Source organism: Kitasatospora sp. NPDC090308 (assembly GCF_044769485.1).
GTDB lineage: Bacteria > Actinomycetota > Actinomycetes > Streptomycetales > Streptomycetaceae > Kitasatospora > Kitasatospora fiedleri.
Map to the genome: position 1 here is coordinate 340,882 of NZ_JBIVXY010000003.1, position 12,935 is coordinate 353,816.

Consider the following 12,935-nt stretch of genomic DNA (forward strand, 5'->3'; position numbering starts at 1 on the left):
GGGGCCTCAACCGCGGTCGGCCGCCGCGTCGATCAGGGCGGCCAGTTCGGCGGGCCGGCTGAACATCGGCCAGTGGCCGGAGTCCAGGTCCACGTACGCGATCCGCTCCATCCGGGCCACCTCCGGCGCCGCGCCCGCCGCGACCCACCCCCGGACCTCGGCCGGCGCGGCCTCGGCGCAGACCATCGTCACCGGCACGCCGTAGCGCCGCTCGTCCGCCAACCGGACCGGCGCCAGCGCGACACCCGCCGGAACGGGCACGGCGTTCGCCGCGATCCGCTCGCGCAGCTCCGCGTCCAGGTCGGCGCTGCTCGGCCCCTCGAACGGCTCCCAGCCGGGGAAGGGCACCGCGCCGTCCACCACCGGGAACAGGTCCGCGTACGCCTTCCCGTCCCCGTGCGGGAAGCCGTCCACCAGCACCAGCCCCGCGACCGCCTCCGGGCGGGCGTCCACGGCCATCCACCCCAGCGTGCAGGCCGCCGAGTGCGCCACCAGCAGCGGCCCGCCCTCCGCCGCGTCCACGGCGGCCACCACGGCCGCCAGCTGCTCCGCCAGCGTCGCCGCCGCGCGGCCGTCGCCCTGGCCGGGCAGGGTCAGCGGCACCGGGCGGTGGCCGCGCGCGGCGAGGGCGGGGGCGACCGCGTCCCAGGCGGTGCCGTCCAGCCAGAGGCCGCCGATCAGTAGGACGTCCATGGTGTTCCTCCAGGTGCCGAAGGCCGCGAGCGGCCCGTTCGAGCGGGTCGCTGACCAGGCTAGGGAGGGTTCCGGACGATCGGCTTCCTGATCGGGAGGGACGTTTCGGCCCCCGGGGCCCCTGGCCCCCGGACCGCGCTTCCGTAGGCTGTCGAGTGTGGCGACCACGGAGACCAGCCCCACCGCCCGGGCGCTGCGCGCGCTGGAGATCCTGCGCGACCGGCCCGGGACGACCGCCGAGCAGCTCGCGGAGCGGCTGGGGGTGAGCGACCGGGCCGCCCGGCGGTACGTGGCGATCCTGCGGGAGGCGGGCGTGCCCGTCGAGTCGGAGCGCGGCCCCTACGGCGGGTACCGGCTGGGGCGCGGGGCCCGGCTGGCACCGGTGTCGTTCACGCAGGAGGAGGCGCTCGGGCTGGTGATGGCGGTGCTGGACGGGCGGCCCGCCGCCACCGATCCGGACGACCCGGTGGGGGCCGCGCTCGGCAAGGTGGTCCGGGCGCTGCCCGAGGCGATCGGGCGGCAGGCCGCCGCGCTGCGGGCGCACGCCGCCGCCGCGCCCGACCCGTACCCGGCGCACCCCGACCCGGCGGTCGCCAGCACGCTCGTGGAGGCGATCGCGTCCCGGCGGCGGGCGGTGATCAGCTACCGGAGCCCGGGCGGCGACGAGTGGCGCGCCGAGGTCGACCCGTGGGCGGTGGTGGTGCGGCGGGCCCGCTGGTACCTGCTGTGCCACTCGCACCGGTCGGACGCGGTGCGGACCTACCGGATCGACCGGGTCCGGGCCGCCGAGCGGAGCGGCACGCCGTTCGAGCCGCCGGAGGGGCTCGACCCGGTCGCCGTGCTGGAGCGGCACCTGGGCAGCGGCTGGGCGTTCCGCACCCGGGTGCTGTTCGACGCGCCGTTCGAGCAGGTCGCCCCGTGGGTCGGCCCGACCATGGGACGGCTCCGACCGGCGGGCGGGGGCTGCCTGCTGGAGGGCAGCACCCGCAACCCGGCGATGTACGCGGGGGAGTGGCTGGCGGCCGTCCCGTTCCCGTTCCGGGTCCTGGACGGGCCCGAACTGCGGGAGGCGGTGGCCGCGTTGGCGGCCCGGTTCGCGGCGGCGGCCGCACCGCCGGAGGGTGAACCGCCGGAGGGTGAACCGCCGGAGGGTGAACCGCCGCAGGACCGAGCCGTCAGACCGCGGCGGACCTGGCGGGCGCCGGCGCCGGGGCCCCCAGCAGCCGGACCACCTCGTTGACCGCCGTGCGGCCCGCCCGGTTGGCGCCGACCGTGGACGCGGACGGGCCGTAGCCCAGCAGGTGCACCCGCGGGTCGGCGGCGACCCGGGTGCCGTCCATCCGGATGCCGCCGCCCGGGCCGCGCAGGCCCAGCGGGGCGAGGTGGGTGAGCTCGGCCCGGAAGCCGGTCGCCCAGACGATCGCGTCGACGGGCAACTCCTCGTCGCCCCAGGCCACTCCGCGCTCGGTGAGCCGGTCGAACACCGGGCGGCGGCGCAGCACGCCCAGCTCCTCGGCCCGCCGGTAGGCGACGCTCGGGCCCAGGCCCGTCACCGAGACCACGCTGCGCACCGGCAGCCCGGCCCGCACCCGCTCGTCCACCCGGGCGACCACCTCGCGGCCGAACTCCTCGGTGAACGGCCCCGAGTGGACCACCGGCGGGGTGCGGGTCACCCACACCGTCTCGGCCACCGCGCCGAGTTCGGAGAGCACCTGCACCGCCGAGGCCCCGCCGCCCACCACGACCACCCGCTGCCCGGCGAACTCCGCCGGGCCCCGGTAGTCGGCGTAGTGCAGCTGCCGCCCGGCGAAGTGCCCCGGGTAGCGGGGCAGGAACGGCCTGGTCCAGGTGCCGGTGGCGTTCAGCAGGGCGCGGGCGGCCCAGCGCCCGGCGTCGGTCTCCACCAGCAGCCGCCCGTCCGGGCCGCCGTCGGGGCGCCCGTCCGGCCGCTCGCGCACCGCGAGCACCTTCACCGGACGCAGCACCGGCAGCGCGTGCTGCGCCTCGTACGCGGCGAAGTAGCCGGGGACGGCCACCCGGGCCTCGGCGGCCGGGTCGGTGGCGGGGAGCTCGAAGTCCGGCAGGTCGTGGAAGCCGTGCACGGTGGCCATGGTGAGCGAGGGGGAGCGGTGCGCCCAGGCGCCGCCGGGCGCGTCGTCCGCGTCCAGCACCACGAAGCCGGTGTGCGGGGCGAAGCCGCGGCGGCGCAGGTGGTAGGCGGCGGACAGGCCGGCCTGGCCCGCGCCGATCACCAGCACGTCCACCTCGCGGACGGTGCCGTCGCCCCCGGTGCTTGCACGTTCAACAGTCACGCCGGTGAAACACCGGGGCGCGGTCGGGTGTTCCCGGCAGCAGCGCGCAGGCCGCGGCGGCCAGCCGGTCCGGGCCGTCCGGGCACAGGGCGAGGAACAGCCGGGGCTCGGTCAGCTCCAGCTCGATCAGCGCGGGCGAACCGTCCGCCAGGCGGACCAGGTCGACCCGGGCGTACAGCAGCTCGCCCGGCTCCGCCGCCACCGCCAGCACGCGGGCGGCGAGCGCCAGTTGGTCGGCGTCGGGCTCGCGGGCGACGTCCGCGAAACCGCCGCCCAGCATCGGGCCGCGGCGCACCGCGTGGCTGAACTCCCCGCCCAGGTACAGCAGCGAGGTCTCGCCCTCGTCCTCCACCATCGCCAGGTACGGCTGCACCATCGCGGTCCGCCCGGCCGCCGTCAGCGCGGCGACCTGCGCCAGCGCCTCGGCCCGGTCCGCGGTGCGCACGGTGTCCCGCGCGCCGGAGGAGACCGTCGGCTTGACCACCAGCTCCGGCCAGTCGACCGCCGCCACGCCGTCCACCGGGTCGCCCGGGGCGACCCAGAGCGTCGGCACCACCGGCAGCCCGGCGGCGGCCAGTTCGCGCAGGTACGTCTTGTCGGTGTTGCGCTCCAGCACCCGGGCCGGATTGGCCAGCCGGGTCAGCGCGGAGACCCGCCGCGACCAGGCCAGGAACTCCGCGCGGTACAGGATGTAGTCCCAGACGCTGCGCACCAGCACCAGGTCGTACCCCGCCCAGTCCACCCCCGGGTCGTTCCAGAACACCGCCTCCGCGCTCACCCCGAGCCGCGCGAACGCCGCCAGCACCGGCATCGCCTCCACGTCCTCCACCCCGCGGCAGGTGGCGTACGCGACCCGCTGGGGCCGGCGGACGGGCGGGTGCAGGGCGGTGCTCACGGGAGGCTCCTGGCGTCGGGGCGGAAGAGTGCGCAGCGAGCGTCTTATGGGGCCCTGACCAGTGTCAACCGGTATGTCATCCCGTCCGACGAGATGACCGGGGCGTGGCCGGACGGCGCCGGACGGTGATCGTTCCGGTCGGCGCGGGCCCCGGGCGCGTTCGGGTGCGTTCGGGTGCGCTCGAGCGCATTCCGACGCGTGCGGGCGCGTTCGGGCGCGTTCCGGCGCGTTCCAGCGGATCGGACGGAATGCGTCCGGGTGGAATGCGTCCGGGGGAAATCCGTCCGGACGGAATTCTTTCGAACGGGCCCCGGAACGGGCGGGCCGCCGGGCCGGACGGGATTGTCAGTGGGCCGCCGTAAGGTGGGAAACACGCTGGAGGGGGCGCCGGAAGAGGCGTCGGGAGCGGCGTGGGAAAAGGGGCGGCGAAATGTCTGCGAACAGGATCGAGCACAAGGTCAACCACGTCTCGCTGGTGGTCGACAAATCCGGTTCGATGCGCCGGCACGAGGCGCAGCTGGTCCGGGTGGTGGACGAATTCGTGAAGGGCCTCCAGGAGGAGTCCGACCGCCTCGGCCACGAGACCAGGATCAGCCTCTACGCCTTCGACCACGAGGTGCGGAACCTGGTCTGGGACATGGACGTCAAGCACCTGCCGTCCCTCCAGGGCCTCTACGCGGTCGCCAACGGCGCGACGGCGCTGATCGAGGCGGCGGTGAAGTCCGTCGACGACCTCAAGCACGTCTGGGAGGGCTACGGCGAGCACTCCTTCCTCCAGGTCGTCGTGACCGACGGCGAGGAGAACGCCTCCGGCTGCGCGGAGAGCGGCCTGATGCACACCCGGATGAAGAAGACCGAGGGCGCCGCCGTCCTGCGCGGCTGGATGGACCGCATCCGCACCGCCATGGCCGACCTCCCCGACCACTGGACGTCGGCGATCCTGGTCCCCAACTCGCTGGCCAAGCGCACCGCCCAGGAGTACGGCTTCCCGGCGGGCAACATCGCGATCTGGGACGCGGACTCCAGCGGCGGCGTCGAGGAGGCCATCGACACCGTCAAGACCGCCGCCACCAGCTTCCTGCGCGGCCGCGAGAAGGGCGTGCGCGGCACCAAGAGCCTCTTCGCCATGGGGCAGGACCTGAGCGCGGCCGACGTGAGCGCCAACCTCGAAGCCCTGGACACCGGGGCCTACGCCCTCGTCCCGGTCGACCGGCAGGCCCCCATCCGGGAGTTCGTCACCGGCGCCGGGCACCCCTACCGGACGGGCTGCTCCTTCTACGAGCTCTCCAAGCGCGAGAGGATCCAGGGCGGCAAGCAGCTCGCGGTGGCCGAGAAGGACCCGGCCACCGGCCTGATGACGGGCCGGGTCTTCTCCGGCCCGGCGGCCCGCAGCCTGCTGGGCCTGCCCGCCGCGGAGACCACGGTGAAGCCGGGCGACAACCCGGCGTACACCGTGTTCGTCCAGTCGACCTCGGTCAACCGGAAGCTGGTGCCCGGCACCCGGGTGCTCGTCATGCTGTAGGCCCGGCCCGCGCCGGCTCGTACCGGCCCGCGTCGGCCCGCGTCGGCTCGTACCGGCCCGGGCCGGCGGCCCCGGAACGCGCCGGTCCGGGGCCGCCGGAGGGCCGGGGGAGCGGGGCGGGTCAGGCGAGCGGCTCGATCACGGCGGCCGTGCCGTACGCGCAGACCTCCGTTCCGACGTCGGCGGCCTCCGAGACGTCGAAGCGCATCATCAGGACGGCGTTGCCGCCGCGCGCCCTGGTCTGCTCGACCAGCCGCGCCATGGCCTGGTTCCGGGTCTCGACCAGGGTCTTGGTGAGACCCTTGAGTTCGCCGCCCATCAGGGACTTGAGACCGGCGCCGATCTGCGAGCCGATGTGCCGGGAGCGCACCGTCAGGCCGAACACCTCGCCGATCACCCGGACCACCCGGTGCCCGGGCACGTCGTTCGTGGTCACCACCAGTACGCCGCCGGACGGGTCCTGCCCGCCGCCGAAATCGTTCAGTTCGCTCATGCCACCAGCCTCCCGCCCGGACGGCCCGCAGCCCGCCCCGGCGCGCCGGGCGATCGCGCTCCGCGCCCGCGCGCCACCGCCGCCGGACACCGGATCACGAGAGCTGATGGACACCGGGCACCGGGTTTGTCAACCTTGTCGCATGGGCGAGCGAAGCGATCATCCACAGGGGCCGCACGCGGCGGAGGAATCCGGCGCGCAGGAGATCGAGGCCACGGTGGTGCTGGGGCTGCGGATCACCGACTGGCCGGCATTGCGGGCCGCCGCGCGGGCGGCCGTCGAGGAGCTGGACTTCGACGGCATCGACCCCGAGGGCCAGCGCGCCCAACTGCTGCGCGAGGTCGCCGAGGACCCCAACGCGGCCCTCGGCGCGCTGCTCCACCCCGACCGGCTGGTGGCGTCCCTGCCCGGCATCGAGGCGCTCGGCGGCACCCTGGAGATCAGCGTCACCGACGACTTCGCCCCCGACTTCGCCGAGCTGTTCCCGCTCGACGACGACGGCGACACCGGCGACTGGACGCTCACCCCGCGCACCGCCTGCCTGCTGCACACCCAGCTGATCGGCCTCGCCGACGCCGCCTACGAAGACCTGGAGGACCACGGCGACGACCCCGTCACCGTCGCCGACGAGGGCGAGTGGACGGTCTTCGGCCGCCTCCCGCAGCGCACCTGGAGCCTGCACCGCGGCTGGCGGCGCGCCTTCGCCCGGGCCTTCGACGACCTCGCCGACGACCTCGCCATCGGCGAGTGGCCGCTGCCCCGCTGCCCCGCCGAGGACGTCGCGCTGCGCCTGGCCCTGGCCGACGCCCGCGCCCTGCTCGGCGCGCAGCCCGAGTCGGTGGCCGACATGATGGGCGACCTGCCCGCCGACCTGTACGACTACGACTGGGACGGCTGCGGCGACGAACTGTTCGGCGTCTACGGCCCCGACGAGGAGGACAGCGACCTCGACGCGGACCAGCGGATCGACCGGCTGCTGGCCGCCACCCACCCCGAAGGCTGGTTCCTCGGCTACGAGGACGCCGAGGAGCGCGACCCCGGCCGGGGCTACCGCCGCTGAACTGGCATGCTGGACGGGTGAGCTCACCCTTCGACCTCCCCGCCCGGCAGCCCGAACCCTCCGCGTCCGCCGCCCCCGCCGTCGGCGGGCACGCGGAGGACCGCGACACCCGCCCGCAGTACGTGCTGCCGCTGGTGGTCCGGCTGGAGCGGGCCGACCCGCCCGCCCGGACCGACGCGCTGGAGACTTCCGCGCGCGCCGTCCTCACCCTGCTCGCCGACCCCCGGGTCACCGACGCGGACGGCGAGTGGGCCGAGCGGGTCGCCGCCTGGGAGGACGCCCGGATCCGCAAGGTGGTCCGGCGCGCCCGCGGCGGCGAGTGGCGCAAGGCCGCCGAACTCCCCGGCATCACCGTCACCGGGGAGAGCGCCGAGGTACGGGTGTTCCCGCCGATCCCGCTGGACGGCTGGCCCAAGGAACTCGCCAAGCTCCAGGTCTCCGGCACCGACCTCGACGACCCGCGGCCCCCCGGCCCCGCCCCCGAGGGCGTCCCCGTGCTCTGGCTCAACCCCGCACTCGAGATGAGCGCAGGCAAGACCATGGCCCAGACCGGCCACGCCGCCCAACTCGCCTGGTGGGAACTGGACACCCCCCAACGCGAGAAGTGGGCCGCCGACGGCTTCCCCCTGGCCGTCCGCACGGCCCCCGCCCCCGCCTGGCCCACCCTCACCGACGGCCGACTCCCGGTGGTCCGCGACGCCGGCTTCACCGAGATCGCCCCCGGCAGCGCGACCGTCGTCGCCGACCTCGGCGAGCACCACCGTCCCGCCCCGCGCCTCCGGCGCCCGTGAACGCACCACCCTGTCCCGATCGAGTGAAGCCCGCGATCACGTGGATGAGGGTGGCGTGCCGCTTGTCGGAGGAGGGGGCAGAGGCGGTCGCGCTCGCGAGCGGCACGGAAGCATCAGATCCTGCCGCTGATCTGCGGCTCCTGCTGTTCCGTCAGTTCCCGCGCGGAGTCGGTCGATCATGGTTGAATGCTGCGTCGCGGCGCTCCGGGGGGCTGGTGCCGCGTCGCGTCCGCCCTCTCTCCACGAGGTGACGCGGGTCACACCGGCCCCGTGTCACGAACGGAAGGGCAGTGTGCGTCTGGTGGTCGTCCGCAACGCGGGAACGGTCCACACGGAAGAGGCGACAGAGCGATGAGCACGACGACGCAACAGCACGAGGTCCTGGTCCTGGGTGCCGGCTACGCCGGGCTCTCCGCCGCGATGCAGCTCGCGGCCCGCACCGGGAAGCGCGGGAACCTGCGAGTGACGCTGGTCAACCCCCACGACGCCTTCACCGAGCGGCTCCGGCTGCACATGACCGCCACCGGCCAGGAGACGGCCGAGCTGAACATCCCGGAGCTGCTGGACGGCACCGGTGCCGAGTTCGTCCGCGGCTGGGTCACCGCCGTGGACGCCGGTGCGAAGACCGTCCGGATCGACGACGACCGGGTGCTGCGCTACGACACCCTGGTCTACGGCCTGGGCAGCATCGCGGACACGGCCGCCGTCCGCGGCGTGGACGACCATGCCTACACCCTCGACGGTCCGGAGGACGCCGTCCTCCTCGCCGAACGGCTGGCCCGGCTCGACGGCGGGACGGTCGTGGTCGGAGGCAGCGGCCTCACCGGCGTCGAGGCCGCCGCGGAGATCGCCGAACGGCACCCGGAGCTCCAGGTGGTGCTGCTGGGCCGGGGGGAGCCGGGTGCGGGCATGCACCCGAAGGCCAAGGCGTACCTGGACGCGGCGCTCGCCCGGCTCGGAATCCGGGTGCGCAGCGGCGTCGAGGTGACCGAGGTGCTCCCGGACGGCGTCGAACTGGCGGACGGCTCCAGCATCCCGGCGGCTGCGGTGCTGTGGACCAGTGGCACCCGGGTCTCGCCGCTGGCAACCGCCGCGGGCCTGACCGTTGACGAGCGCGGCCGGGTGGTCACCGACAGTGCGCTGCGCTCGGTCTCCCACCCGGACGTCTACGCCGTGGGCGACGCGGCGGCGATCCGGCAGGGCTACGGCGTGATGCACGGGACCTGCCAGGGTGGCATGCCCACCGGCGTGCACGCGGCCCTCTCGATCCTGCGGGTGCTGGCCGGCAAGGAACCCCGGCCCTTCCGGTTCGGCTACTACCACACCCCCGTCAGCCTGGGCCGGGGCGACGCCGTCGTGCAGTTCACCCACCCCGACGACAGTCCGCGCCGGTTCGTACTGACCGGCAAGCGGGCCGCGAAGTACAAGGAGACCGTCACCGCCGCACCGTGGCCGACCTTCGCCCGCATGAAGAAGATGCCCGTCTCGGGCGCGTTCTGGCCGCACGGCGGCCGCTACACCCGGATTCGGAGCGCCAAGTGATCCAGCCGCAGCAGAAGAGCCCTGACCAGCTCGCCTTCCAGCAGTACCGCAGCCTGCTGTTCTCCGTCGCCTACCGCCTCCTCGGTACCGCTGCGGACGCCGAGGACGTGGTCCAGGACGCGTGGCTCAAGTGGTCGTCCGCCGACCGCTCCCAGATCGCCGACCCCAAGGCGTACCTGACCCGGATCATCTCCAACCTGGCGATGGAACGGCTCCGTTCGACCCGCCGTCAGCGCGAGACCTACGTCGGGCCGTGGCTCCCCGAGCCGATCCTCACCGGCCCGGACGTCGCCGACGGCGCCGCCGCGGCGGACTCGGTCTCCATGGCCCTGCTGGTCGTCCTGGAGACGCTGAGCCCCCTGGAGCGCGCGGTCTTCGTACTGAAGGAGGTCTTCGCCTTCAGCTACGCGGAGATCGCCCAGGCGGTGGAACGCTCCGAGGCGGCGGTGCGGCAGGCCGCCCACCGCGCCCGCGAACACGTTCGGGCCCGCCGGCCCCGTTTCACCGCGGACCGCGCCCGCCAGCGCGACGTCACCGAGCGCTTCTTCGCGGCGGCGACGGGCGGCGACATCAACACCCTCATGGAGCTGCTCTCCCCGGACGTGACGCTGTGGACGGACGGCGGCGGCAAGGTCCGCCAGGCCCTCAAGCCGGTCATCGGCCTGGAGACCGTGGCCGGCTGGTTCGCCGCACTCGGCACCGCGACCTACCAGGGCGTCACACCCGATCGGATGCGGGCGGAACTCACCTCGATCAACGGCGGCCCGGGCGTGGTCTTCCGCGGCCCGGACCGCGTGATCGCCACGATGACCTTCGACTTCGACGTGGAAGGCCGCATCTCGGCCATCCACAACGTGGCCAACCCCGACAAGCTCCACGCCGTCGCCGACGGCACCCGGCACGAACTCTCCTGAGCCGCACCGTCGTTGTCGACCCCGGGGAATCCCCGTGAGCGCCCGGGCCCGCCGCCCCGGCCCGGCCCGGGCCCGGGTGAAAGCGGGTACGGCAGGCTCCGGCCTTCATGATCCGCTTCTGCTGATCGGCCTGTCTGCCCCGCCGGTTGCCGCCGCGCGCCCGGCAGTCCGGACCGCCGCCGAGCGGCACCGGTCGAAGGGGGCCTGGGGCCGCAAGACCGACCACCGGGCCGGGGTGCGGGCGCGGATCGCGCTCCGGGCGGCTCGAGGCAGGTCCAACGCGCGTACCGCCGTCGAGGTGGGAGTGCACGTGGACGCCGTGCGCACGTGGCGGGGCCGGTTCGCGGACCCGGACTTCCGGCCCGGGGGGCCCGGGTCCTGGACCGGTACGCCCGCGACCGGGGCCGGGCGCGAGCGGTACTGGTCAACCACGCGGCGTCCACACCGGTCGCCCGGCTGGGAAACCCCGGCCGGGCGACCGGCCGAACTCCTCGCGGCCCGGACGACCGGCCGCGTGTGGCAACCCCCTGGGCACCGGCCGAACTCCTCGCGGACAGGGCCCGGGGGCGTGGTCCTCGGTGCGTGTGGTGACGAGGGCCGGCCGCCGTACGGCACGGTGATGAGTTCCATCGGACCGGGGTTCGGCGCCGAACCGGACGAGGCAGCCCGGCACGCGCAGCGCGGCAGCCCCCAGGAGTGGGGGCTGCCGCGCTGCACGTGCCGGGTGGATCAGGCGTGACGGTGGTGGTGGCCGTGGTGCTTGTTGCCGGTCACCAGCCGGTAGACGGCGAGGAGGATGACCGAGCCGGCGATGGCGGCGACCCAGGTGGAGAGGTCGAAGAAGCCGTCGATGGAGTCGACGCCGAAGATGACCTTGCCGAGCCAGCCGCCGAGCAGGCCGCCCGCGATGCCGATCAGCATCGTGATGATGATGCCGCCCGGGTCCTTGCCCGGCATCAGGGCCTTCGCGATGGCACCCGCGACCAGGCCGATCAGTATCCAAGCGAGGATGCTCATGTGGTTCTCCTGTTCCTACGAGCGTTGTCGGTGACGGGATCCGTCTTCACGCTGCCGGGATTTCCAAACGCCCGACTTCGATCGCGGCGGCTTCGTGGACCGGTCCGTCCCCGAGACGGGCGGCGGCGCACGGGCGCGGAGGCCCCGCCGGTGGTCGGCGACGACCCGGCACCGTGATCGGCGACATCCGGACGCTGTCGGCCGCGCACCGGGCCCGGCAGCGCCTCCCCGCTCCGGCGGCCCCCGCCCGCTGACACCACGACAGGGCACGGACAGGGTCCAGGGTCCGGGGAGTCGGTTCAACTTCTCGGGGCAGACGTGTCCGTGTCCCGGTCCGCCGTCAACTGTCCCTCCCCGCAGGACTTCCCCGCCGCCACCGCCACCGCCTCCGAAAGGGTCCCGATGGATGCCATCGTGCTGTTGAAGGACGACCACAAGACGGTCGAGAAGCTGTTCAAGGAGTTCGAGAAGGCCGGTGAGAACGCGCACAAGCACAAGCGGGACATCGCCGACAAGGTGATCCGGGAACTCACCGTGCACACCTGGATCGAGGAGAAGATCTTCTACCCGGCCGCCCGGAAGGCCGTGCCGGACACCACCGACCACGTGCTGGAGAGCGTCGAGGAGCACCACGTGGTGCTCTGGATGCTCTCCGAACTCGCCGGACTCGACCCGGCGGACGAGCGCTTCGACGCCAAGATGACGGTGCTGATGGAGAACGTGCGCCACCACGTCGAGGAAGAGGAGGAGGAGTGGTTCCCCGAGGTCCGCAAGGCCATGGGCCGCAACCGCCTGACCGAACTCGGCGAGGAGATGACGGCCGCCAAGGCGGACGCGCCGAACGACCCGCTCCAGGTGCCCAGCGCCCGCGAGTAGCCGCTCGTCCGCCCCACCCGACGGACCGCACCCCGCCCTGACCGCCTCCGCGGTGCCCGCGCCGACCGCCGTCCCGGATCACCCGGTCCGGCACCCGGACCGGTCGCAGGCCCGCCCGCCCCCTCCGCCCGGTGCCGGTCGGCGCGGCGGTGGCGGCCGGGTGCGGGAGCGTAGGCTGGGGGTGTCGGTCGCCTTCCGCCGGATCGTGGCCGCCGCCCCGCCGTTCGCAGCCTCCGCTTCCGGAAAACCCTTCCGGGCACGGCCGTCACGGCGTGGGCCCCGCGCTTCCGGACGCGGGGTTCCGGCGGGACGAGGAGGCACCCCATGCCCGCCCGATCGACCGATGCCTGCCCGCACATGTTCCCGCCGGGCACGTCCCCGCGGGCCGTCCCCGCGACCGGCGTGCCGTTCGCGGTCCGCACCGCCCACCTCGGCACCACCGCACTGGTGCACTTCGACGGCGAGTTGGACATGGATGCCGAACCCGCCGCCCGCGCCGCCCTCGCCCGCGCCACGCGGCGCCCGTACGACATGCTCGGCCTGATGCTGGACGACGTCACCTTCTTCGCCTGCTGCGGCCTGGCCCTCCTGCTGCACGCCCGCCAGGAGACCGCCCGCCACCACGCCGCACTCGCACTGATCGCCCCGAGCCCGCCCATGCTGTGCCTGCTGGACGTCTCCGACCTCACCGGGGCCTTCACCTTGCACGCCACCGTCGCCGACGCCTTGGCCGCGCGATCCCGCCGGCCGTGACCACGGGGCGGCCCCGTCCCCGTCGACCGCCTCCGGCGCCCGTGAGCGGCACCGCGCCGAGCCCGGC

General features: G+C 74.7%; 13 protein-coding genes. 8 read left to right on the forward strand and 5 right to left on the reverse strand.

The features are described 5' to 3' along the window. Positions 1 to 6: 6 nt before the first annotated feature. Complete coding sequence (locus tag ACIQVD_RS09050; RefSeq protein WP_402287207.1) at positions 7 to 693, reverse strand: alpha/beta fold hydrolase; 687 nt, start codon at positions 691 to 693, stop codon at positions 7 to 9. A gap of 157 nt (positions 694 to 850) precedes the next feature. Between ACIQVD_RS09050 and ACIQVD_RS09055 the strand changes: the two genes are divergently transcribed. After that, positions 851 to 1,933 carry a helix-turn-helix transcriptional regulator gene (locus ACIQVD_RS09055; protein ID WP_402287210.1) on the forward strand — a complete coding sequence of 361 codons (1,083 nt, stop codon included), beginning with the start codon at positions 851 to 853 and terminating at the stop codon, positions 1,931 to 1,933. Here the strand turns inward: ACIQVD_RS09055 and ACIQVD_RS09060 are convergent. Continuing rightward, positions 1,869 to 3,005, reverse strand: a complete 1,137-nt coding sequence (locus ACIQVD_RS09060) for an FAD-dependent oxidoreductase (protein ID WP_402287212.1) — start codon at positions 3,003 to 3,005, stop codon at positions 1,869 to 1,871. The two genes, ACIQVD_RS09055 and ACIQVD_RS09060, sit on opposite strands and share 65 nt — an antisense overlap. Next, positions 2,995 to 3,900, reverse strand: a complete 906-nt coding sequence (locus ACIQVD_RS09065) for a RimK family alpha-L-glutamate ligase (protein ID WP_402287214.1) — start codon at positions 3,898 to 3,900, stop codon at positions 2,995 to 2,997. Before ACIQVD_RS09065 ends, ACIQVD_RS09060 begins: the two co-directional genes overlap by 11 nt. A 430-nt stretch (positions 3,901 to 4,330) precedes the next feature. Here ACIQVD_RS09065 and ACIQVD_RS09070 point away from each other — a divergent pair, with 430 nt between their 5' ends. After that, the gene (locus ACIQVD_RS09070; protein ID WP_402287217.1) at positions 4,331 to 5,422 is read left to right on the forward strand and encodes a vWA domain-containing protein; all 1,092 of its coding nucleotides are present in this window, start codon (positions 4,331 to 4,333) and stop codon (positions 5,420 to 5,422) included. A gap of 121 nt (positions 5,423 to 5,543) precedes the next feature. On the opposite strand, the gene ACIQVD_RS09075 is transcribed toward ACIQVD_RS09070, so the two are convergent. Next, entirely contained in the window at positions 5,544 to 5,915 is a 372-nt protein-coding gene (locus ACIQVD_RS09075) for a YbjQ family protein (protein ID WP_100839642.1), read from the reverse strand. A 142-nt stretch (positions 5,916 to 6,057) separates the two neighbouring features. Between ACIQVD_RS09075 and ACIQVD_RS09080 the strand changes: the two genes are divergently transcribed. From ACIQVD_RS09080 to ACIQVD_RS09095, 4 genes are all read left to right on the forward strand, one after another. Further along, positions 6,058 to 6,975, forward strand: a complete 918-nt coding sequence (locus ACIQVD_RS09080; protein ID WP_400678897.1) for a hypothetical protein — start codon at positions 6,058 to 6,060, stop codon at positions 6,973 to 6,975. Between the two features lie 17 nt (positions 6,976 to 6,992). Next, positions 6,993 to 7,766 (forward strand): peptidyl-tRNA hydrolase, encoded by a 774-nt coding sequence (locus ACIQVD_RS09085; RefSeq protein ID WP_402287220.1) that lies wholly within the window; start codon positions 6,993 to 6,995, stop codon positions 7,764 to 7,766. Positions 7,767 to 8,117: 351 nt separating this feature from the next. Beyond that, entirely contained in the window at positions 8,118 to 9,308 is a 1,191-nt protein-coding gene (locus ACIQVD_RS09090) for an NAD(P)/FAD-dependent oxidoreductase (RefSeq protein WP_402287223.1), read from the forward strand. Continuing rightward, a complete protein-coding gene (locus ACIQVD_RS09095; RefSeq protein WP_400678900.1) occupies positions 9,305 to 10,222 on the forward strand; it encodes an RNA polymerase sigma-70 factor in 918 nt (305 codons plus the stop codon). Before ACIQVD_RS09090 ends, ACIQVD_RS09095 begins: the two co-directional genes overlap by 4 nt. 729 nt (positions 10,223 to 10,951) lie before the next feature. Here ACIQVD_RS09095 and ACIQVD_RS09100 read toward each other — a convergent pair. Next, positions 10,952 to 11,239: a GlsB/YeaQ/YmgE family stress response membrane protein gene (locus ACIQVD_RS09100; RefSeq protein ID WP_100839635.1), complete on the reverse strand. Its 288-nt coding sequence runs from the start codon at positions 11,237 to 11,239 to the stop codon at positions 10,952 to 10,954. A 402-nt stretch (positions 11,240 to 11,641) separates the two neighbouring features. On the opposite strand from ACIQVD_RS09100, the gene ACIQVD_RS09105 reads away from it, so the two are divergent. Next, a complete protein-coding gene (locus tag ACIQVD_RS09105; RefSeq protein ID WP_100839634.1) occupies positions 11,642 to 12,115 on the forward strand; it encodes a hemerythrin domain-containing protein in 474 nt (157 codons plus the stop codon). 324 nt (positions 12,116 to 12,439) lie between these two features. Beyond that, a complete protein-coding gene (locus ACIQVD_RS09110; protein WP_402287227.1) occupies positions 12,440 to 12,868 on the forward strand; it encodes an anti-sigma factor antagonist in 429 nt (142 codons plus the stop codon). Positions 12,869 to 12,935 lie beyond the last annotated feature (67 nt).